Here is a 21,879-nt window from a genome sequence, read left to right on the forward strand (position 1 = left end):
CCGATAAACAGGTACAAGTTGTCTCTTTTTTATGCAAAAAAGATTAGTAAAAAGCAAAAATAAGCAAAACGGTTAAAACCGTTGCTATGCAGGGTTTTATAAAACAGTAGTCTTAGTTTGGAACTCGGTGTCTGATAGGTTTTGGTCATGAAAATACAAAGTTAGGTTACTAATTCATTACCGATTTATAAAGCAACCTTTCGGCATAACTGATTATATTTCAGTGTTTTGCTCTATTTTTTATATTCCCTTGTAACTCAATGTAATTTAATTTTAAACATTAAACATTTGAGTTATGGAACAGACAAAAAAATCCACGTTCAAGCTACTTTTCTACTTAAAAAAGAACGAGCCGAAAAAGAATGGTAATGCTCCTATTATGGCACGCATTACCATTGATGGGACCCCTAAGACTTTGGGAACTAAGTTAGAAATCAACCTGAATAATTGGGATTTAAAGTACGGAAGAGTTGAAGGCAAGAGTGCAAAAGCACTAGGTATTAATCAAAAATTGGATAATATACGGGCACGTATCGATACCCTTTATGAAGATATGCTGAAACACGAGGGTTTTGTAACGGCACAAAAGCTGAAGCTTGCATTTCTCGGTGTTGGTGTTATGGAAGATTCCTTGCTGAAAGTATTTAAAAAGAACAATGACGATTTTGGGAAAATGGTAGTACAAGGAGAACGCTCCGAAAGTACCTACTACAAGTACAAAATTGTCTATAACCACGTTGCTGAATTTATCAAAAGCAGGTATCATCGTGATGACATGGCGTTCAGGGAATTGACGTGTGATTTTATCAGAGAGTTTGATTTCTTCCTTAGAATAGACAAAAAGTGCACACACAATACTGTTTGGGTATATACTATGCCACTCTATCGTGTTGCGGAAATAGCTGTCAAAAACGGTCTTATCAGGAAAAATCCTTTTGAAGATTATGAAATATCGATGAAGGAAAATGACCGTAGCTATTTACTTAAGGAAAACGTTGAATCCCTGTTATTACACAATCCTTCAAAACAAAATTATGAAATTGTAAAGGATCTTTTTGTATTCAGCTGTTTTACAGGACTATCTTATATAGATATTAAACAACTTAAAAGTACTAACATACAATCCTTTTTTGATGGTCACGATTGGATTATAAGCCGAAGACAAAAATCTGATGTTGCTTCTAATATAAGGCTTATGGAAATACCCAAACGAATTATTGAAAAATATAAAGGTACCACCCGAAATGATTCTATTTTTCCTGTTCCTACAAACAAAATTTGTAACAGCTATATAGACAAACTAATTCAAGAATTAGATATTGTTACAGAACAAAAAGTAACCTTTCACACAGCAAGGCACACATTTGGAACAATGTTTTTAACAGAGGGTGTACCACTAGAAAGCCTCAGCAAAATGATGGGACATAAAAATATTTCTACCACTCAAATCTATGCCAAGATTACCAGTCAGAAAATCAGCAAGGATATGGATTTGGTTTCTGATAAATTTAGGTCTATGGAAAATGCTTTTATGGAATCTATATGAGATATTATCTCAAGAAGCAGGATCATAGAATCCTGCTTCTTATTTACATTCATTCCTCCAATTTTGAACGCACTATTTTTTATATTTACAGTTGGGGATGATAAAAAGAATCTCCCAAGAATTCAGCAAAATTTCTATTAATATAAAATTTATCCTGTGGAAGAAATAGACCTTACCAAAATAAAATATTATCCCGACAGATTTTATATATGTCTTGATGGATTTGATATCCAAAATTTAACAACCTTCGTTACAGATCTTAATATTGGTCAACAACAGTCCATATTTATACACGAGTACTACCATTATCTAACTAACATAGCGACTCTTCCCGGAATCCGCCAGTTTGCCCTCAATTTTTGCGACAGATTTAAGGCAACGACAATCTTGACTGTGGCAGAAGGCTTGGATGCATTCCCGATAAATTCTAACACACACGAGAAGTCTAAGGAACTGGTGCAATATTGGAAAGGGGTTATTGATCTGCTTGAAGAGGATGATATTGACTATAAAGTTGTGGAAGAAACCGAAAAGTCTGCTAACAAGAAGTTTACTATAGCATCTGTGGAAAAAACAGTAAAACCAATGGAAGTCGTCATCGAAGGAAATGTGACAAATGGGGGCAGAAATTTGATAAACATTTCAATTAATGGCTTAATTGGCATTCAATCTTTCAATCTCACCTTTGGAGCAATTGACGAGTTTCTTAGTTCATCTATTGACGAATATCTATTTGAAAATGACCTATCAGATATAAATCCAAGTATGCTTAGCAACAGACCTTTTTATCCGTACTGTTTTTTTGATGAGCTACTTTCATTTTATGGCATACGAAGACCATCAGCATTTGAAAAGATTATTATAGCTTACTTTTCCCTAAACTCTCCAAACCCTCCAATTACCCTTATCAATATTCTCGAAAAACTTCAGGATGGCGGTTATGATGAATTTCAGAAGAATCCTGAAAATTTTCTTATGTCAAATTTTCTTGAAGCTTCCCAATATAATGAGGTTCTTGATTATATAAAATCATTCGCTGATCAGTGTTCTGATCAAGGAAGAGTCCACATCGCACAGGCGCTTTACTATTATTACGACAAATTTTATCTTGCTCAGAAATTAAAAGAAAAAGATTTCTTTTTCTTCATTAGGCCATTTTTTGTAACCGCAGAAGATACCTTGAAGATGAAACAGAGATTTCTACTTGCTCTTTCAAGAATTATCAACCTCTTTACCCCGCCATTAATACTGAAGGATAAGCAATTCTTTTATATTGATAAACTTACTTCATTTGGGGAGTCTACAGCTTTGATATTGGCTACATACGAAATTTTGGAAAGTGTTAAGACCAATCAGATTGCTAAAAGACCAGCACATCTTAAAGCTAAATATAGTTTCCCTGACCGAGATCCAGATTGTGACACATTCGAGCTTTTTACGCCTCCACCCATATATGGAACTGTGTTTCGATTGGCACTTAATGAAATAGGCTTGTATGGTACATATCTACAGGAGCTTGAAAAACGTAACAAGAATAAAGAAAATGACAGCACTAAGTAATATTTAACATGCATGACCCTATCAAAAAGACACCATTATATCCCGCAGTTTCTTATTAAGAGATTTGCTGATGAAGATAATATGCTTTATCTCTATGATAAAGAAAAAGGGGCTTTCGCAAAAGAAAGAAGAAGTCCCAAGTCTGTATTCTTTGAGATGAACCGGAATACCTGGTACTTTGACGGAATGCCAAACGATAATATGGAAAAACTTTATGCCGAACTTGATGAAAAGTTTTCAAAAGATCTTGTCGAAATAACACGTACAGGTATTATTACCGAAGAAGCCTTAACATCTATATTGGTAATGGCATCATCTATGAAATGGCGCTTGCCGGCAAATGATAATCTTTTTGACACCAAAGACAAGGAGTACCCATATGATAAACTTCCTGTAAACATAGTAATTAAAAAAGACGATGGTTCCGATCACACAGAAGCACTGGATCATCTATTGAATTCTGAATTGTTCAGGCATACCAAAAAATTAATATTCCCATTTCTCCCTTTCTATGACAATCTGAATATAAGTGAGGAAAGATTACTTCGAGTTCACCATAATAGTTATGTAAACTCTAATCCAAATATTAAATCGATTTTAGGAGATGTCCCCTTAATAGAAAGCGACAGTAATAATCTTGATGATTTTGGAAATTTTATCTTACCCCTAGGTAGTAATGATACCTTTATCTGTAATGATTCCCAAGTAAAACGTGTACAACATATCGCATTCTATGTAAATAAGGACCTGGCAATGTTTCATCAGGCACAGAAATATGTTGTGTGTAAGGATAAAGAACATCTTCAATCAATCATTGATGCTTACGCCCATCTTCAAACAATAGGACAAACAGAAATTATAAATCGTTATGTGTTCCAGTTTGTATAAGGGTGATTGTGTTATTTAAGGACGGAGCAAAAATGCTCCGTCTTTTTTTATGCCCATACTTAATCCTCAAAAGCACATTTATTCCTCCAGTGCCATCCAACACAATAAAAAAGCTTTAGCAGGATGTCTTAATAAACCATCCAGAAAAACTACCCAATCTTATCCCTCAACAAATGTTTTTTAGTATCGTTTACGTGGCTACCATAGCCACAATATTTTAAGATACTAAAACCCCATATTTATAAATTCTGCAAAATGTAATTGCAGGTTTTGTAATCACAAGGCCATTTACTCAATGCCTTTTTCACGTGCTTCCACATGATTTTTTATTCAAGAACCGGTATGCTGTTTTGTTCCATTTCAAGAGCAAAGGTATTTCCGTGTTCTTAACGCAGGAACAAGGTCGTGCCCTCCTGGTTTGCAAAAAAATCTCCACCCATTCGGGTCGTATTTTTTTGACAAAACCTTGTTCCTGCTAAACACTAACCTTTTTATGCTCGTGAAACGAAACAAAGCATACTCCGGCTCTTTAGACGAATAAAAAAAATGTCAGAAATGAAAAAATACAGCATTGGAAATGGCAAAAGAGTGAAACGAAACTTCAGCACCTCCTCTCATTGCCGAATAAATCAAGGAAAATTAAATCAGAACAAAATTAATAACGCAAAAAAGTAGAAATCATGAACATTACAGGAAGACTGACAAGAGATGCGGAAGTACGCACAACGTCACAAGACAAACAAGTAGTAAACTTTTCAGTAGCGACCAACGACAGCTACCGTACCAAACAAGGCGAGCGTGTAGAGCAAACAACCTATTTTGATTGCTCCTATTGGATAACCCCAAATGTAGCCAAGCTACTTACAAAAGGCACTTTGGTGGAACTATCGGGAAGAGTAAGTACAAGAGCGTGGACAGGCAATGACGGAGAGCCAAGAGCAGGACTAAATTTCCATACATCAAACATAAAATTACACGGAGGTAGCAAAAAATCGGAAACGGCACAAGCTACTACAGGCACAAACAATAATAAGACAGAAGACGACCTCCCATTTTAACAACGAGTATTCAATCATTTTTTAACATCAAATTTTAAGCATTATGGCACATAATATCAATTTCAACGAGAGAACAGGACGTTATTCATTTTTTAGCGTACAACAAAAAGCGTGGCACGGTTTGGGGCAAATCGTGGAGCAATACCCGACAAGCGAAGAAGCTATCAAGCACGCAGGGTTAGATTACGAAGTCGTAAAATCCCCACTGTTTACCAAAGGTTCGGGCATTATCGAAACTGCTAATGATATAGAGATAGGCAGTAGTGAATTGGAAGTACCCAACTATTTTGCCAACATACGTACCGATAACAATTCAGTATTAGGAGTAGTTGGCAAGGATTACCACATAGTACAAAATCGTGAAGCCTTTAATTTTTTTGATGCTATTGTAGGCGGTGGCGAGGGTATTCTCTATGAAACCGCAGGAGCATTAGGAAACGGAGAACGTATTTTTATCACAGCCAAATTGCCTGACTATATCCGTGTAGGTAATGGCGATGATGTTACGGAAAAGTACATTTTCCTAACCACTTCGCACGATGGTAGCGGAAGTATCACAGCCGCATTTACTCCTATCCGTATAGTTTGCCAAAACACCTTAAACGCTTCGTTACGCACTATGACCAATGTAGTCCGTATCAAACATACTTCGGGAGCAAAACAACGTATTGAGAATGCCCATAAGATTATGGGACTTGCCAATACATTGAGCAACCAATTAGAGGGCATTTTTAATGAGTGGGCAAAAGTAAAGGTAACAGACCAAGAGGTTAAAAAGCTAATCCAATTGGCACTTTGCCCGAATAAGGAAACCTTTGATTTGCTAAAAAAAGGTGCTATGGATGAAATTTCCACAGTGTTCAAAAATACCGTTGAGGATGCATTTGCATACGCAATGATAAGCGATACACAGCAAATGGACACAACAAAAGGCACTTTGTTCGGAGCGTATAATGCTGTTACAGGCTACTATCAGAACGTGAGAAATTACAAGAATGACGAAGCCAAATTACAAAGCATTGTATTGGGTGGTACTGCTCAACTCAAATCACAGAAAGCATTTGAATTGTGTAATGGTTTTGCTTTAGACGGTGCAGAAATCCTAAACCTTAATTAATTAACAACAGGCTACCGCCTTAAACGGTGGTAGCCTCATAAAGCTATGCAAGTAACAGATTTAAACGGTTGCCCCATTGAGATAACAAACCTTAAAGAAGCCATTAAAATGGCTAGGCAATACAAAGAATACCGCCACGAAGACAAAAGTTTTTCTGAGTTCGACAAAAGACAAAAAGCTTATTGGATAGATATGTACGAAAAACTGACAGTAATCAAAAAGCAATCTTCAACAATTAAAATTTCAGAACGATGAACACAAATTTTTTCAATCAGATACAGCAGTTGGACTTTACAGGAGTTTTACAACTGAACATTTCAAAAGGAATAGAAAGCAACCTAATTGTAACAGTATTGCTCAATAACGAACAATGCGGAGATAGTGCCAAAAACGGTATTCCCCCATTAACATTTAACGCCACGCCCCAAGAATTTGACGAGGGATTTTTTGAGCAGATAACCACACCTATACAAAAGGTATCGGGCTTAATGGTGGATATGGAAAAATTCCTAAAGCAATTGGAAGAAGTTAAAAAGCATTCCGCAATAGAAAAAGAAAAAGCCGACAGGCAGAAGAAAGAACAGGAAGCCAAAGACAAGAAGTTTAAAGATGCTATGGCAAAGGCTGACGAACTCGAAAAAGAGGGCAAATTCCGTGAAGCGTGGATGAAAGTACCCGATATAACAGAGTTTCCCGAAAAAGCGGACGAGATACGAAAACGCAAAACATCATTATCCGACAAGTTTGCCACACCGAGCCTTTTCGGAGCAATGGAAGAAGCAACACCCGAACCGCCAGAGGAAGCAGTTACTGGCGATTATCCTATTGATGAAGCGGACGAAGAAGAACAGTATTAATAATTAAAACGAGCAATATGTTATTAGCAACCCAATTAGAGCGAGTTTTCATACTCAAAGATAAAGGACAGGACATTAGACTGACCGACCCCGAACCACGTTGGAGCGTGGAAGCCGTAATGAATTTTTACGCTAATATGTACCCGATTTTGACAACAGCAAAAGCATCTGCACCGCAAATTAAAGATGATGCAGTAGAATACAAATTTGAGAGCGTAATGGGTACGAAAGGTTAAACCAAAATTATAAAACAATGAATTATGCAACGCAACATCATATCGGGAACTATCAGCATACCCGAACAGAAACGACAACGGCAATTGCACCGACAGTTGTGCGAGTTCGCCAATTGGCTACAAAGACCAAAAGATGCAAACCAAGTGCAGAAAGACAAGCAGAAATCCGTACCGATAGCAATGCTACCAATGGTATTCTAAAGTGTACGTTTCTGCCAAAACTGAAAACAGCACAATCCGTACAGGCTTGTCAGAAAACGGAGAGGGATTTTTACAATTCCCTTTCCAAACTTGCCGAGCATTACAGCATTGAACCAATGCAGACCAAGGATTTTGAGTTTCCATACAATATAACATTGGCTATGTGGGATATGGAAACCAAAGTAAAACGTACCAATATCAATTGGGATAGTTTCAAATTGGTACAGGACAGTAAGAAAATCTACTTCACAAGTGAGGAACGATACAATACAGGTACAACCCTTTATTATATTCCTATAGCACCACTTTATCGGATGCTAAAAGACCCGAAGCGTAAAAAGACTGCACAGCTTTTAATATCAGTATGTAGTTATCTGTACCATATTGCCGATGTGCCGTATTACAGGCAGGAAGAAAGTTATCTGTATTGGCTGTACGAAATGATGAACGATTGGGTAGAACAGGACGAGGAAACGGACGAAACAGAAACATATAGAAGTGAGTTGAGAAATACCGAATACATTGGCGATAAAATAGAACAAAAGCTATTTAACCGTAGCAATCTAAAGGTATTTGAACAGCGTTTGAACCGATTTAAAAGCGTTGATATGTTCGACAGGGAATGCCATAAGGTGTCTTGCAATGCGTTTGCCCTTTTTACAGAATATCCGAACGCAAGCATTTTCCGAAACGCACCATTGTCCGAACAAGACCCTTATGATGATTACGAAAACGAAGCAATCGGAATGGAAAAGTACATTTCATTTATTGCAGATACCAAAGGTTGGTTATACGGAAGCCTTTCCGATACCATCAACAATGAATTTAACGAGTACGGAGCAATGGAAGAACCAACCATTTCCAAGCGATTTGACGGAAGTGAAATACCAACAACAAATCTCGATTTTGAGAACCGCTTGTTTGCCTTATTGGATGACCTCTGCACAATATTAGACGACTATAAAACAACAGAAAAATGAACAACGTTAACGATATCACCGAAAATTTTGGCACATTGTACCACCCAAAATCCGCTTTGGTTTTCTATGAAACTATAGGCACAAATACCGATCTGTACGTGGAGCATTTTGATATGGACAGCAACGGAATGCCTATCAATGCCCACCCACTAACGGTAAAAGAAGCCAATATTTTAGCAAAGTCCTTACAGACCGATGAAGAAAAGAACCAAGCCTTTTTAAAACCGAAGGGAATATTGCCTACAAATATCCTGCATATCAATCCGAATGCTGAAAAATGTACGGTACTTTGGTACACCAAAGCACAGCAACGGAAACTGTATTTTGTGGATAGTTTGGGCATACCCAACGGAAAAGCACAAGTACCGCCAATGCTTTGGTTGGCGAGCAAAAGCAGTCTTACCGTATTTGCTTTGGCAAATGACAGAAGACCCACCGAGAAAACGCTATTGCATTATGCACCTTTTTTCAATATCTACGAAAAGGGCAATGTATGTATGGGTACGGTGAGTATTGACATTAAAAATTCGGCTTCGGTTGAGGAATTTATACAGGCGTGGGAACATTATTTTTTCAATTCTTATTTCAGTCATTCATTATGCGAAAACTTAACGAAAAAAAATATTGTAACCCTTTGGAAAGACCTTATCAATACGGATAAACCCTTTCCTAAAGAGGTATTGAAAAAGAATAATAAAACCCTTAAAAATATATTGTGATGAATACAGAAAAAACAGCAGTTCATTTTACGGACAACTATTTACTCAATCCTACCAACCCGATTTCGGTAAACCTCATCGGAGCAGGTGGTACAGGCTCAAAAGTATTGACCGCCTTAATGGAAATAAATGAGAGTTTGATAGCATTGGAACACGCAGGGTTGCAAGTCCGCCTTTGGGATGATGATGTTATCACGAGTGCCAATTTGGGCAGACAGCGTTTTGCAGAAAGTGAAACAGGATTATACAAATCCGTTGCTTTAATCAATCGTTGCAACCGTTGGGCAGGTACAAATTGGAAAGCCAAAACGGTAAAATTTGAAAAAGACAATTTTGGCAGATTGCCCGAACAAGCAAGGGCAATCATTACCATTACTTGTGTGGACAATGTACAGGCGAGGTTTGGCGTTGCTGAAATTCTTAAAGAAATAAGTTACCGCAGACACTACCAAGATGAGCCGAAGTATTGGTTGGATTTTGGCAACAGCCAAGATACAGGACAAGTGCTACTATCTACTATCGGAGAGATAAAGCAACCCAATTCCGAGAAATACCAAATGGTGGCAAGCCTGCCATTTGTTACCGATGAATTTGGCGAATTGCTGAAGCAATCCGAACAAGAAGACAACACGCCAAGTTGCTCCCTTGCCGAAGCATTGGAATACCAGGACTTGTTTATCAATTCCTCATTGACACAAATGGGTTGTTCTTTGCTGTGGAACTTATTCCGCAGAGGAATGACCGAATACAAGGGATTTTTTCATAATCTGAAAGATTTCCGTACCCACCCGATAAAAGTCGCCTGACCCGAAAAATCGGGCGGGCAAAAATGCAATTCCTCACTTTGGTCGGAAACGCATTTTTGCATTTAGAATAGGTGCAACCCCCTTGTCAAAATGCACCACTACACAATTCCCTTTCCTTACATTTTACCAAACAGGTTGCGAGTTTTTGCTTGGGATATTTAGTATCCCATTTGTTGTATTTAGCACTGACTTCTTTTCTTTTCACACAGCGACCAAAGAAAAGAAGCAAAAGAACGTCGCATGATTAGATTTGATCGTCACATTAAAAATTGCGCCATATTATTTTTTAAATTTGACTATATCCTAAATAAAATAGACAATATGGAAAAAGCAGAAAAAATAAAGCAATTATTATTAAATCAATTTGAACAGGATTTATTTGAAGCTTCACTTGCTAGCCTAAATGATCGAACAAACAAACTTCGCTTTAATAATTTTGCATACTCTATAAGGGAGTTATCACGACATTTTTTATATAACCTTGCACCTGAAGAACGTGTGAAAAATTGTGTTTGGTTTAGTCCCGAAACTACTGACGGAAAGCCTACAAGAAACCAAAGGATTAAATACGCAGTTCAAGGTGGAATAGAAGACGCTTTATTAGATAGCTGGGGATTTGATGTTGACGAACTTAAAGACATGATAAAGGAGGTAAAAGAAACAATCAATACTTTAAGCAAGTACACTCATATTAATCCTGAGGTGTTCGATATTAGCGATTCTGAAGTTGAGCGTATGAGCCAAGATGTACTTAACTCCTTCATTGCTTTAGTAGAAACAATTGAGAACTATCGTGAAGATCTTAAACAATTCCTTGATGGACATATTGAAGAGCATATGATATCATCCGTTGTAACTAATTTTTTTGAGAATGTTGATCGGCTCGCACCTCATCATTCATTGGAATATAGTGAGGTGTCAGAATATCATATTTCAGAAATTAATGAATATGAAATTGTAGTGGAAGTCTTTGGAGATTTACATGTGATTCTTGAATATGGATCTAATAGAGAAAGACGTGAAGGTGATGGATTAGACTTGCCAGAAACATTTCCTTTTGAAACGAAGATACGCTATCAAATCGATGATGATTTTCCATCCACTAAGTTTGAGGTTGATGATTACGATGTAGATACTTCAAGCTGGTATGGAGATGATGAAGATGAAATATAGTCTTAAGCGTTGAAAATCAATTTCTTAAAATCCATAGTATCACTACCAACAAGAAGATAACTTGAAAACCCTATATTTAAAATTGCCTTTCCTACTTTCTCATCATCAATATCACTATGGGCAATCAGTTTTATGGTTGGATATTTTGTCCTCAATTCTTGAAGCTGTGTCAGCACATTCTTGTCGTAAAAATCAAGGTCAATAATGCAAACATAGGGAAGTTCATTCAATGAAAACAATTGCGATAGTCCATCTTCAATGCTTTCCGAACGAAATAAGACTTCAGTTCCTGAAGCGACAAGGTCTTGGCAGATACCATTTAAAATAGGGCTTTTGTCGTTGATAAATGCGAGAGTGATTTTTTGTTGTGCTGTACCAGTTTCCATAATATTGTCAGATTTTGAGTTAATGGAGTTTCCTGCACAAAAAAGAAAGCGCAGGCAACTACACTTACCGCACATTGAGGTACTGGTATACCCGACAACGAATAAGCGAGCGCCCACGCCTATGGCATGAGCGTTCTTCCTTATCGTCCCGTTGTCTAAAAATTACCAGTTTTCAATGTGGGACTTAAAGTAAAAACACTTTAAGATTCTATATTTTATATAGCAAATATACTAAACTCATTCCTTTTTGAACAGATATAAGATACAAAAGGTTACCGTAAGCCTGTTTTATTGACTATATAATTCTGTTCCAAGATAGTCAGGATATCACTTTCCTTGTAGATGATCTTTCCGCCAATCTGTATAAATGGCAATATATTATCATCACGGTACTGCTGTAAAGTCCGTTTGCTGATATGCAATAACCGGCACAGATCTTCGCCCGATAAGTAAATCTCTCCATTCATTACAGGACGATAGTTTTTCAATATTTCTTCAATGCGGCCTCTTAACTTCATTATCATTTCCTGATGAGTAATGATTTCTTCATTTTCATTCGTCAATAAATCCATTTTCAGTAGTATTGTACGGCTGTCCGGCTTCGAGCAAAGCCTGTATGTCCGAAAGTTTGTAATAATTCTTGCGGTTCAGTTTGGAATAAGGTAATAAGCCTTTGTCCTTGTAGGTTTGCAAGGTCCGTTTGGTAATGTTCATCATCAAACACACTTCCTGGTTATCGAGCCACTTTTCTTCTTTGAAAATCGGTGTGTATTTTTTCGTTGCGTTTTCGGTCATTTTCAAAAGTTCCTTCAAATCATTTTTCATTCCGTCCAATGCGGATTTTTGTATTGCGATAACTTCCATAGTTTGCTTGTTTTTTCCGTGGAAGTCTAAATTAAAGAGGCTTAATGCAGTGTTGGGAGTTGTGGTATTGATTGGCTTTGAAAGGAAGTGTTTGGCTTAAAAATAGGATTCAATTTTGTTTACAATGCGTTTTATTTAATCAGCCCCAATTGTTTAGCAATGTCCATTGTCATTTTGCTAAATGGTCTTTTATGGATATCTTTTTCTTTGGTATAATTACCTACAATTACTCTATCAAAATCATTTTGACTTAATGATAATTTTGAAAAGCTCTTTTGAAGAATATCTTTGAAACTCTCATTAAAAATTTGGTTCTTGACAATCAATTCTGCTATAATATCCTTGAGTATCGTGAATTTCTTTTATACTGAACATATTTTGTAGCGATTGATGACCAGCTACTGTTGTAGAGACATCATTAAATAGAATTTCAATACTTTCAGCATCTTTCGTCACTAAATAATCACATTCGGAAGACTTAGTGATTTTAAAGTTATAATCAGATTTTGATAGTTTTGATGTGATATCTGTATAAAGAAAAAAATTGATTGGTGTAGAACTTTTTCTTTTGTTACAAGAAGCACAACAGGGATATAAATTAAATAACGAAATGCTCAAAAACGGAAAATCACTTTTAGGATAGTGGTGGTCAACTTCGAGTCTTGCGTCAATTTCGTTGTTCTTTTTTGTGATAACAACAGTTAATTGAGAATTACAATAAACACAAGATTTTATTCCAATCTTCCTAAAATATTTTGGATAAAATTTATCTCGGCAATTTGTATAGTTAAGGGCATTTTGAATAAAATGAGTTAGTTGTTTTTTCATGGGCTTGAGTACTCCATTAACCGTCTCAAAAACGGGAATTTGTAGGTAATGGCCCAACTATTCCTTTGATAACTTCTATTTCTAAAGGGCTTTTTGTTAAAAATGAAATATCTTGAAATTGAGTAATGATGTTGTTAAGGTAAGTTTGTTCAGCTTGATCAAATATGTTTGCGTTAATTGCCTTGAAGTTTTTGCAGTGCAGAACTTCTTTGTTCTTCTATTTCTACTTTAAAAATTCTTGAACACTTTTTGCTTTTATTTATATGTAACGAAATCATGATTATTTGTTTAATAGTTTAGTTAGCTTGTCAATTTGTGATTGAATGAAATTGGTTTCATCATTTGGAAATGCTTGACTGTAAAGTTCCATTAAACTATTATACAAAACAGGTTCACCAACTATTGATATAATAGAAGAGCATTGACTTTGATCTATCTCTTTGTATCTAGAATTTTCAATTTCAATAGATTTAATCTCGCCTTTTATTATAGCAATTTTATTTTTTTCGGTCTCTTCATTTAATAGACCGTTGAGTGATTCTATCTTTTTATTATTAATCTTCAATGTGAGACTTTCAATAACCAATTTTATTTGACTTTTTGCCCATTCCCCCATAAACCCCTTTTGCATAAAAAAGTCATTTGCTAAGAGGTCGTGCACATTTGCTCCAAAGGTTTCGTTGCCTTCATATAAGGCTCTCCTTTGATTAATTTCAAAACAAAAGCATTCGGAATGTCTGATAAAATATATGGTGAGTGCGTTAAAAAAGTTATGTTTAATCCTTTAATGTGTTTTAAATTTTCAGGATTAATTTTACCAATATAATCTAATAGATCAGCAATATATGTCCTTTGCCATTCAGGGTGATAATAAAGTTCTATTTCGTCTAATATGATGTTGATATAGTTGTAATGAATTATTTTTTCGGACTCTTCTGCTTTTTCTTCCTTTAGCTGTTCAACAGAATTGAGTTAATAAGATGATATACAATAGAACTAATACTATGTGTTTTTTGTTTTTCTCCAGAACTTAAAGAACCAAATGAAGAACCATCTTTTGGGACTATGTTAATATAGAAAAAAGAAGGAGGTGCCATCATAAAGGTATTCACCATAAATGATCTTTTTCTGTATCTCCTGTATCTTTTTTGACAATCCATCAATTTCTAAACTGAAAGGTTTTTAAAATCGAGATTCGGTAACAAAGTCCATAATATTTTAAGTAAAGAATAGCTCCTTTTACTTTGAAAACGGCGTGACTGTCGCTTTCTTTTATTCTTCTGATATACGCATTTATATTTTTTATATTTCTTTCTTTCGGTTCTCTATATCTTTTGAATATTTTATAATCAGAAAAAGCCATTTTTAATGAGCTTCTTATGAATGTACGAAAGTGTAACATTCACAAATAAATCATTATTAAGTTGTTGTTCTGTTATTTTAAATCCAAAATGTTGCTGAAAGGCTTCAATTAATTTTTCTCTTACTGTTGAATCTATGGGCTCTTCTAGGGTTGCATTAGGATTAGGATTAGGATTGTATGACAGTTCCAAAGCAGATGCAATTTTATTGTTTACAATATTGCGTAAACTGTTTTCTTCTTGTCCTTCGGTTATAGGTTCAAGAAGATTGGCTAATAATCTTCTTGTGAGCAAATATTTTCTTTATTGATGTCAATAATACCATCGGTTCGCATTGGATTTAATACAATAGGTGTCTGATATCCGTCGTTTTGTGAAATAAAGGATTAATCCAATCTCCAATTTCTAAAGAATTCAAAGCAAAGTGAGAGTAATTAACAACTATCGTATAAAAGAACTGTTGTAAGTCATCAATGCTTTTAATCTCTTGCTTTGACACATTCGCGACAAACTTATTGTTTTTTCGTTTATAGGTTTGTTGATAAACATTACCTTCTTTAAAAACAACATTTATTAGAGTATTCAAATCAACAGAATACAAAAGTTCAAAATCTAAAATTTAAAAGGTTTCCGTTTTCTGCGGTTCTCATCTTCTAATAAATTTAGAATACTTCCAATATTGTAATTTGCCCATTATAGTAATTCTATTAAAGTACTTTTACCTGAACCGTTTCCACCTACAACAGCATTAATGTTAATTGGAATATTATTTATTGAGGTTTTAAGTTCATATAAATTGACATCGGTTTTAGGTATGTATTCTACCTCTGAAAAGTCATTTTTCCGAAATTGATACTCATTTCGGAATTGGTAAATTTGATTTTTTTTTAAATTTTTTGAAGCATCTAAAGTCAATAAAGAATTTTTACGAGTGTCTTTGGTTGGTAGCATTTTACCAACATTAATAGCTATAATTTTGAAGTTTTCTTTGTTACTCATTCTGTACCATAATTGTAATTATTAGTGATCTAAATTACATTATTTTTTCCTCTACAGTGAGATCATAAAGGTTTAATTAATCATTCTTGTACTATAAAAGTGCTAGATTTGCTCAATTAGCTTTATATTTTTACCGAAAACTCGTAATATCTATACCATCTACTATATAAATTTGAATAATTGCTGTTTGATGAGTTTCAATTATTGTTCTACCGAATACTTTCCACTGCTGCCTTCTGCTTTTCCATTTCTTTTTTCTCACGAGAATAAACCCAAAGCGACAAAAGTCCAAATATTATCAGGGCATAAGCTATCCATTTACCAACCTTTTCAATAAATTTAATGGCAACCGACTTTTCATAGGACGAAAAGCCCTCAGCTCCCATTGGACCACGCCTGTAAAACTTTCTCCGGTTGATCCAATAACGAAGTCCCAAGCCTGCAAACACAAATATTATCCCAATAACCAATGATGCAACCATATCCTCACATTTTTAATTTCACAACTATGAATTTAAGAAATATTGATGAGCCAGTAAAATACTCCTAATCATATTGCTTTAAATATAAAACGGCTTACCAATCAGATAAGCCGTTTTTATGAACTGACATACTACTTTTAATCACTACTGTTAAACTGAAAGCTCAATTGCTTTTCGTTTCCGAAGCTGTCCGAAATCCAAACCTCAAAGGATTGTGATACGGCAGATGTTGACGTATAGTACAATCTAAACTGCTCTGTCGGTAAAGGGTATAAATCGTTCGGCAGATATGGCGGTTCATCGTAGTATTGCAACGTTCCTTGTCCGTCAAACTGAAAGTAACGGAAAAAATACTGCGTGTTGCTGTAATTGCCTTTACGCTGTATGGTAATGCGTATTTCAACCGTTTGCCCGTTGGCTACATCTTTTGGAACAGGCATCACGTTTACCTCGAAAGGGAAATCGTTCTGTATTTCGAGTTCATCATCTTTGCTACAAGATACCAAAGAAACCGAAGCTGTGAGGATTGCCAGCATTACATATATCGGCAGTAATCCTATTCTGAATTTATTGAATATTCCTATCATTGTTTTAAGTTTTAAAAATTAAACCTTAATCCCACACCTGCAGACGGTCGGAACTGTTGTAAATCCGTACCCCATAAAACCTTTGTACGCCCTTGCAGGACTAACACAAAACGGTCTGACAGGTACGTTTCAAAAGTGAGGCGACCACCTGCTCCGTATATAAAATTATCCTCGCTCAAAATCTTTGCTCCGTCATATAACATTGTTTCGCCACGATTGATACTTTCATAACCGACTACGCCTGTTATCCCGAAGTTCAGTGTGATATTCTTACGAACATCACCCAGAAGGAAGAAGCTGTAACCACCCTCGGCAGTATAAGTTTCCTGCTGTATACGGAGGTCTTTATAATCGTGGTATTGGTGTGTGTATTCCAACGCCCAAAGCTGGTAATTTCCATTTTTTCCGTTCACGGTCATTCCGATGTTGAGGTAATAATCATTACCGATTTTATCATCGGATAATACGCCTGCACTTATTTCCAATCCTTTCTGTTTTGGAAGCATTCTTTGTGCCTGTGTAGCAGTGATGGCCATAAAGATGAGCATCACGGTATAGATATACTTTTTCATAAAATTGCTTTAAAAGGTTATTAAAATTTCAGGTGCATATCATTAACCAAACGAGCCTTGATTAAATCGGAATTTTCTATCTGGAGTGTCTGATGCCTGCCCCCGTTTTTTTCGAAAATCTCAATCAGCAGTACTTTGTCATCGGCAATCGTAAATTGATCTAACAGGAACACGTTTTGTTCGGTCGATTTACCGCCAATCTCCTCCAATGGCTTGTAAGTGCGTAACGGTATCAGCGGGCGTTCCTGTACTACGGTACGTTTGGCTATCTTTTTATCCACTACTTTGAAATTGATAAAATCAATCTGAAACGGCACATTGGTACGGTTTCTCAATTCCGTATGGAAATAGTATTTGCCGTTATGTATGTAAATGCCTTTAAGAATAAACTGTATACCGAAACTCTTAGCCCCGATATGTTTTACAATGCGTTTGTCTTTTTTGTAAATGGTTTCCAAAAGCAAACCCGCCAATGATGGCGAATTGTTGCCCAATTCCTCAAAAAGCACATCGTTTCCGTTAGCTTTATCAACTGCTTTTTGCATTGTAAGTAGGTCATAGCTCAACACTTCGGGATAGGAACTGTAATACACATTGAAACTGTAAAAACGTCCGTCATTAGTAATCACAGAAAAATTGGTTTCAGCTTCAAAATCCCTTACCGTTGCTTTTACACGCAACACGTTTTCCGCATCTTCCGCTTTCCCTGCAATCAGGTATTCGCTTCCCAAATCCACGTAACGGATAGCGGTCGGGAAAATCAGGTGTGAAGTCTTATCATAGGTAACTTCCATTTTATACGGTTCTATCTTGCCCAACGCAAGCGGAGTTTTTGCCTTTGTACTGTCCTGTGCATAAGATTGTACGGCAAGGCCGAGTATCAGGGCGATTGCCCAAAAGGTTTTAAAATGATTTTTCATTATTTTATTTATTTGAGTTCAACATTATTTTTTAGGTACAAGAAAAACCTGATGTTCTGCTTTCAGCGTAACTTTTGGGGTTCTTACCTTTTTGGCGAAATAGCCCGAAATTCCCTGTACCACTCCTTTGCTTAAATCTGCGGCAACCTGTTGTCCGGCATTCTGTGTGAGCATTACGCTCGTTCCACCTGTCTGGCTCATATTGCCTGCCATTTCGGTAAGGGCATTCATTTCGGGTGAATACGGAACATACAAGCCTTGCTGCCCGTCCAAATCGTAAATGGTTATATCTACCGGGATGATATTGCCCTCCATTTCTATCGAGGTAATTTTTAGTTGTAATCTCCCACCTTGAAATTTTGCATTAGCCGTTACAATCGTTCCTTTTGGAATGGTATGTTGTGGTGTTTGGGCAGGCTCTAACAATCGTAAACGCACACCCGTTTCGCCAACTACTGTTTGAGCATCGTGTACACAGGCTTTGATACTGTTTTTCGGTTGTATCACCTGCTCAACAGAACCGGCGGTATAAAAACCTCGGTTCTTTGTTTGGCTCCAATCGGCTAAAAAAGCACTGTCCGTAGGCTCACGGTACAGGGCTGATACGGCATTCTTTCTTGCAGGCGTAAACGATACAAAATGCTCTTTTTGGTTAGTGCCAGCAGCACTAAAAGCATCCGGAACAGCACCATTAGCAGGTGTTACATTTTCGGTATTCGTATTTTTCGGAAGATACTTTGCTGCCATTTCATAGGATTTCTCCATTAGTTTAAGTTGGTCATCTACGGTAGCAACGGGTGGCACATCTTTTTCAGCCAGCTTTTCTTTCATTTCGTCCAATTGCCTGCGGAGTTCCATTGTTTCCGAATTGTTGTCCTGATAAAAAGAACCTAATGTGCTTTGCGCATTACGGTAACTGTTTACTGCCGGATTACCGTTCCTGCCCGAATTTCTGCCGCCGCCATAGCTGTTGCTTTGGTCTTCTTCAGGAAGTTGTTCATCAACTGGCTCTTCTTTGTCTTCGGTATTCCAATAATCAGAAAGCGTAGTTAAAGCATTACGCTTTTCCTGGTCTTTGCTTTCCAGCATTTCCTGCTCATACGCCTTGCCTTTGTCGGCAGGCATTCCGGCTCCCGTAGCTTCTGGTACTGCATCGTTCAGCCCGATGTTTTCAATCGCTTTTTTATCTTCGGACGGTTTAAATATGAGGTACATACAACCCACGAATACAATCGCCATCAAACCAAAGATTAGGGGCTTTTTGAGCTTCTCCTTATTATTCTGTGTGCCGTCTTGCAGCACATCAGCGGTTGCTGTCGGGTTCCCTTCCGTTACCCGAACAACCGATTTTTTGTTCTCATTTTCTTTCATAAATCTTATTTTTTAGAATTGTTGATAATGTGTCCTGTAATCTTGCAGGGCTTTCACTTTTTTTGAGGACAGGGTTTTCGATATGCTCAATGATTATATCGTTACCGGATTTTGAGGTATCATACATTACTTTGCCAATCACCGCCATGGTAAGCAGCAGGTAACCTACAAAGAAGTACAGCGTATATTGGTACTGTTTGCGTAGGGACAATGCCCGCCAGCGTTCGTCCAGCTTGTCAAAATATCTGTCCATAATTGCTCTTAATTTTTTCATACCGTTTTCTGTTTTAGAGCTTGAAACGCTTAGGGCTTTTACCTGCCTTTTGTTTTAGTTCATCATTGACCAAAGCGACTACCTCAGCCGCTTTGGGTGCAGATATTACAGACAGGTTTGTCAGTTCCGATTTTTTCAGCAGTTGCCCAAATTGGTCTTTCCTTGCCACCTCCATTTTATTGAGAGAGAATTTCCCGTTCAGGTATTTTACCCACATACTACATTCGACACGGGGCTTGTCATCGCCCGACCATTGCAGATAGCCTGTCAGCAATAAATCTTGTTTGGGTAAACTGTCTGTACCTTTTTGGCAGCTTTCGATGTAATCGCTGATGGTGTCTTTCAACCTTCCGGCATACGCACCCTGCGTATGGAAATAGCCGTTATATCCTTTGTCGGTAAGGATTTTCGCAAACGTGTTTAAATCTGATAATGTTTCCATAAGATTGTTTTTTAGCGTTCGATGACTTCAATATCCCTGTTTTCAACCACTGCAAATTTTTCAATGTTAAAGCCTTGCGGGTTATTGTCGGAACGGACGGAGTTCACGAGATAGCAGGAAGTAATCAGGTTACGCCTGGTTACATTACTCGAACGGATAATAAATTGTTTGGCATAGGTGCGCACCGCATAAGGATGGGTGTCGAAATTGCACACGACACTATCGACTTCGATGCGTTGCTGAACATTACCTGAAATAATTCTGTTGTAATAACCCTTTTCAGATAAGTCTTTGTAATAGTCAAAAGCACTTTTATCCGCAAGGTTAAATGCCCTCCTCATATTGCTTTCGATAGCATTTTTATCCGGAGCGAGTGTAAAAAAAAGCTCGTGAAAACGTCTGACGTGTTCCCTTGCTTCCACAGGTCGGTTGATGCTCGCATCTTGCGACAAGGCAAGCATCAAAGATTTGCCGTTATCCAATACATAGATTTTTTGGCGTTGTTCTTCTGCAAAGTGGTAGGACTGCCATACGGCATATCCTACCACGCCAATGCAGAGAACCGCAAACACAATGGCATATAATCTTATCTGCCTAAAGCTGTTTTCGATATTTCTTAGAGTTTTAAATTCCATTTTTTAGAATGATTAATTGTTTATTTATTCATCAGTTTGCCGCCGATGTTTCCAACTGTGGAACCTGCACCTGCTCCGGCGATGTTCCCTGTTTTCATTGCAGCTTGGTTCACGTTGCGGGTAAAGTTTCCTGCGCCTCCGGCTTGGATTACCCAACCTGTCACTGTAGGAATTGTGAAGTACCCGATGATGCCGATAATCATAAATATGATGTACACTGTATTGCTCGTATCAGGTATGTAGGTCGGATCGGCAAGCATTGCTATATCCCTTTCCAGTATGAGGGATTGTATTCTTGCCAGCATCGAGCTGAACAAATCCGAAACAGGAAGCCAGAGATATACGCTGACATACCTGGTAATCCACTGTGTGAGTGTGGACTGAAATCCCTCCCAAACGGAAATAGCAAAAGCTATTGGTCCGAGTATGGAAAGGACTATCAGGAAAAATGTTCGTATGGTATCAATAACCAAAGCCGCCGCCTGAAAGAGTATTTCCAGTAAATTGCGAAACCAATCCTTTATGGCTTTCTCTATCTTGTAGGCTTGTCTGTCCATATACATTCCCGCCATTGTACCAACGTCCGATGGCGACCAGCCCAATTCATCCAGTTTTTTATCAAACTCTTCGTCTGATGCCATATAGGCGGTTTCTGGATTTCTGACCATTGCTTCATATTCCAATTGGTCTTTCTGCTGTTGCAGCTTGTTCAGGTCAAGTACTTGGTCTTCGAGTATGGTGTGGGTTCCTCTAACCACCGGACTTAATACTGCATTAATGGTTCCCAACACGATAGTTGGGAAGAACATTATACAAAGCCCCAAAGCGAAGGGACGCAACAACGGGAACACATCAATAGGTTCTGCTCGGCTTAAAGCCTGCCAAACCTTTAATGCTACATAGAACAACGCTCCCAATCCCGCTAAACCTTTAGCTACTGCCGCCATATCGCCTGCAAGCGGCATCATATCGTCGTAAAGCGAACGCAGGAGTTCGTGAAGATTATCCCATTCCATT

28 protein-coding genes are annotated in these 21,879 nt (G+C 37.3%); 12 read left to right on the plus strand and 16 right to left on the minus strand.

Annotation, left to right across the window (positions count from 1 at the left end; translation table 11 throughout):
* The first annotated feature begins 295 nt into the window (after nucleotides 1-295).
* The 12 genes from ACWPWS_RS08060 to ACWPWS_RS08115 all read left to right on the plus strand — a co-directional run bounded on the left by ACWPWS_RS08060 (nucleotide 296) and on the right by ACWPWS_RS08115 (nucleotide 11,141).
* Nucleotides 296-1,546 carry a site-specific integrase gene (locus ACWPWS_RS08060; protein ID WP_191180561.1) on the plus strand — a complete coding sequence of 417 codons (1,251 nt, stop codon included), beginning with the start codon at nucleotides 296-298 and terminating at the stop codon, nucleotides 1,544-1,546.
* A 156-nt stretch (nucleotides 1,547-1,702) separates the two neighbouring features.
* Nucleotides 1,703-3,106: a hypothetical protein gene (locus ACWPWS_RS08065; protein ID WP_434394074.1), complete on the plus strand. Its 1,404-nt coding sequence runs from the start codon at nucleotides 1,703-1,705 to the stop codon at nucleotides 3,104-3,106.
* 12 nt (nucleotides 3,107-3,118) lie between these two features.
* The gene (locus ACWPWS_RS08070) at nucleotides 3,119-3,994 is read left to right on the plus strand and encodes a DUF4238 domain-containing protein (protein ID WP_191180559.1); all 876 of its coding nucleotides are present in this window, start codon (nucleotides 3,119-3,121) and stop codon (nucleotides 3,992-3,994) included.
* 680 nt (nucleotides 3,995-4,674) lie between these two features.
* Complete coding sequence (locus tag ACWPWS_RS08075; RefSeq protein WP_191180558.1) at nucleotides 4,675-5,052, plus strand: single-stranded DNA-binding protein; 378 nt, start codon at nucleotides 4,675-4,677, stop codon at nucleotides 5,050-5,052.
* 43 nt (nucleotides 5,053-5,095) lie between these two features.
* Nucleotides 5,096-6,169 carry a DUF932 domain-containing protein gene (locus tag ACWPWS_RS08080; RefSeq protein ID WP_191180557.1) on the plus strand — a complete coding sequence of 358 codons (1,074 nt, stop codon included), beginning with the start codon at nucleotides 5,096-5,098 and terminating at the stop codon, nucleotides 6,167-6,169.
* Between the two features lie 45 nt (nucleotides 6,170-6,214).
* Nucleotides 6,215-6,424 carry a hypothetical protein gene (locus ACWPWS_RS08085; RefSeq protein ID WP_112376282.1) on the plus strand — a complete coding sequence of 70 codons (210 nt, stop codon included), beginning with the start codon at nucleotides 6,215-6,217 and terminating at the stop codon, nucleotides 6,422-6,424.
* Nucleotides 6,421-7,026, plus strand: coding sequence for a PRTRC system protein E (locus ACWPWS_RS08090; protein WP_191180556.1), 606 nt, complete (start codon nucleotides 6,421-6,423; stop codon nucleotides 7,024-7,026). The genes ACWPWS_RS08085 and ACWPWS_RS08090 overlap by 4 nt, the downstream gene beginning before the upstream one ends.
* 17 nt (nucleotides 7,027-7,043) lie before the next feature.
* Nucleotides 7,044-7,262 carry a PRTRC system protein C gene (locus ACWPWS_RS08095; RefSeq protein WP_002978317.1) on the plus strand — a complete coding sequence of 73 codons (219 nt, stop codon included), beginning with the start codon at nucleotides 7,044-7,046 and terminating at the stop codon, nucleotides 7,260-7,262.
* A gap of 17 nt (nucleotides 7,263-7,279) precedes the next feature.
* Nucleotides 7,280-8,443: a hypothetical protein gene (locus tag ACWPWS_RS08100; RefSeq protein ID WP_434394072.1), complete on the plus strand. Its 1,164-nt coding sequence runs from the start codon at nucleotides 7,280-7,282 to the stop codon at nucleotides 8,441-8,443.
* On the plus strand, nucleotides 8,440-9,162 hold the full coding sequence (locus ACWPWS_RS08105; protein WP_191180554.1) for a PRTRC system protein B: 723 nt from the start codon (nucleotides 8,440-8,442) through the stop codon (nucleotides 9,160-9,162). Before ACWPWS_RS08100 ends, ACWPWS_RS08105 begins: the two co-directional genes overlap by 4 nt.
* A complete protein-coding gene (locus ACWPWS_RS08110) occupies nucleotides 9,162-9,968 on the plus strand; it encodes a PRTRC system ThiF family protein (protein WP_191180553.1) in 807 nt (268 codons plus the stop codon). The genes ACWPWS_RS08105 and ACWPWS_RS08110 overlap by 1 nt, the downstream gene beginning before the upstream one ends.
* 321 nt (nucleotides 9,969-10,289) lie before the next feature.
* The gene (locus tag ACWPWS_RS08115; protein ID WP_191180552.1) at nucleotides 10,290-11,141 is read left to right on the plus strand and encodes a pPIWI-associating nuclease domain-containing protein; all 852 of its coding nucleotides are present in this window, start codon (nucleotides 10,290-10,292) and stop codon (nucleotides 11,139-11,141) included.
* A gap of 2 nt (nucleotides 11,142-11,143) precedes the next feature.
* Here the strand turns inward: ACWPWS_RS08115 and ACWPWS_RS08120 are convergent, their stop codons facing one another.
* From ACWPWS_RS08120 to traJ, 16 genes are all read right to left on the minus strand, one after another.
* Nucleotides 11,144-11,527, minus strand: coding sequence for a response regulator transcription factor (locus ACWPWS_RS08120; protein WP_191180551.1), 384 nt, complete (start codon nucleotides 11,525-11,527; stop codon nucleotides 11,144-11,146).
* A gap of 272 nt (nucleotides 11,528-11,799) precedes the next feature.
* Nucleotides 11,800-12,099 carry a helix-turn-helix domain-containing protein gene (locus ACWPWS_RS08125; protein ID WP_191180550.1) on the minus strand — a complete coding sequence of 100 codons (300 nt, stop codon included), beginning with the start codon at nucleotides 12,097-12,099 and terminating at the stop codon, nucleotides 11,800-11,802.
* Entirely contained in the window at nucleotides 12,080-12,391 is a 312-nt protein-coding gene (locus ACWPWS_RS08130; protein WP_434394071.1) for a helix-turn-helix domain-containing protein, read from the minus strand. The genes ACWPWS_RS08125 and ACWPWS_RS08130 overlap by 20 nt, the downstream gene beginning before the upstream one ends.
* Before the next feature lie 300 nt (nucleotides 12,392-12,691).
* Nucleotides 12,692-13,219, minus strand: coding sequence for an HNH endonuclease (locus ACWPWS_RS08135; RefSeq protein WP_454046177.1), 528 nt, complete (start codon nucleotides 13,217-13,219; stop codon nucleotides 12,692-12,694).
* Nucleotides 13,220-13,499: 280 nt separating this feature from the next.
* Nucleotides 13,500-13,850 carry a hypothetical protein gene (locus tag ACWPWS_RS08140; RefSeq protein ID WP_454046178.1) on the minus strand — a complete coding sequence of 117 codons (351 nt, stop codon included), beginning with the start codon at nucleotides 13,848-13,850 and terminating at the stop codon, nucleotides 13,500-13,502.
* 718 nt (nucleotides 13,851-14,568) lie between these two features.
* Entirely contained in the window at nucleotides 14,569-14,874 is a 306-nt protein-coding gene (locus tag ACWPWS_RS08145) for a hypothetical protein (RefSeq protein ID WP_454046179.1), read from the minus strand.
* A 399-nt stretch (nucleotides 14,875-15,273) separates the two neighbouring features.
* Nucleotides 15,274-15,579 carry a hypothetical protein gene (locus ACWPWS_RS08150; RefSeq protein ID WP_454046180.1) on the minus strand — a complete coding sequence of 102 codons (306 nt, stop codon included), beginning with the start codon at nucleotides 15,577-15,579 and terminating at the stop codon, nucleotides 15,274-15,276.
* A 209-nt stretch (nucleotides 15,580-15,788) separates the two neighbouring features.
* Nucleotides 15,789-16,061, minus strand: coding sequence for a molybdenum ABC transporter permease (locus tag ACWPWS_RS08155; protein ID WP_191180547.1), 273 nt, complete (start codon nucleotides 16,059-16,061; stop codon nucleotides 15,789-15,791).
* Nucleotides 16,062-16,198: 137 nt separating this feature from the next.
* Nucleotides 16,199-16,648 (minus strand): DUF3872 domain-containing protein, encoded by a 450-nt coding sequence (locus ACWPWS_RS08160; RefSeq protein ID WP_191180546.1) that lies wholly within the window; start codon nucleotides 16,646-16,648, stop codon nucleotides 16,199-16,201.
* A gap of 11 nt (nucleotides 16,649-16,659) precedes the next feature.
* On the minus strand, nucleotides 16,660-17,220 hold the full coding sequence (locus tag ACWPWS_RS08165; protein ID WP_191180545.1) for a conjugal transfer protein TraO: 561 nt from the start codon (nucleotides 17,218-17,220) through the stop codon (nucleotides 16,660-16,662).
* 20 nt (nucleotides 17,221-17,240) lie between these two features.
* Nucleotides 17,241-18,140: a conjugative transposon protein TraN gene (gene traN / locus ACWPWS_RS08170; RefSeq protein ID WP_191180544.1), complete on the minus strand. Its 900-nt coding sequence runs from the start codon at nucleotides 18,138-18,140 to the stop codon at nucleotides 17,241-17,243.
* A gap of 24 nt (nucleotides 18,141-18,164) precedes the next feature.
* On the minus strand, nucleotides 18,165-19,511 hold the full coding sequence (gene traM, locus ACWPWS_RS08175) for a conjugative transposon protein TraM (RefSeq protein ID WP_434394067.1): 1,347 nt from the start codon (nucleotides 19,509-19,511) through the stop codon (nucleotides 18,165-18,167).
* On the minus strand, nucleotides 19,498-19,785 hold the full coding sequence (locus tag ACWPWS_RS08180) for a nitrogen regulatory IIA protein (RefSeq protein ID WP_191180542.1): 288 nt from the start codon (nucleotides 19,783-19,785) through the stop codon (nucleotides 19,498-19,500). The genes traM and ACWPWS_RS08180 overlap by 14 nt, the downstream gene beginning before the upstream one ends.
* A 13-nt stretch (nucleotides 19,786-19,798) precedes the next feature.
* Nucleotides 19,799-20,227 carry a hypothetical protein gene (locus tag ACWPWS_RS08185; RefSeq protein ID WP_191180541.1) on the minus strand — a complete coding sequence of 143 codons (429 nt, stop codon included), beginning with the start codon at nucleotides 20,225-20,227 and terminating at the stop codon, nucleotides 19,799-19,801.
* Nucleotides 20,228-20,238: 11 nt separating this feature from the next.
* A complete protein-coding gene (gene traK, locus ACWPWS_RS08190) occupies nucleotides 20,239-20,862 on the minus strand; it encodes a conjugative transposon protein TraK (protein ID WP_191180540.1) in 624 nt (207 codons plus the stop codon).
* A gap of 20 nt (nucleotides 20,863-20,882) precedes the next feature.
* Nucleotides 20,883-21,878, minus strand: a complete 996-nt coding sequence (traJ, locus tag ACWPWS_RS08195; RefSeq protein ID WP_191180539.1) for a conjugative transposon protein TraJ — start codon at nucleotides 21,876-21,878, stop codon at nucleotides 20,883-20,885.
* Between the last annotated feature and the right edge of the window lies 1 nt (nucleotide 21,879).

Source organism: Chryseobacterium sp. Marseille-Q8038 (assembly GCF_965111995.1).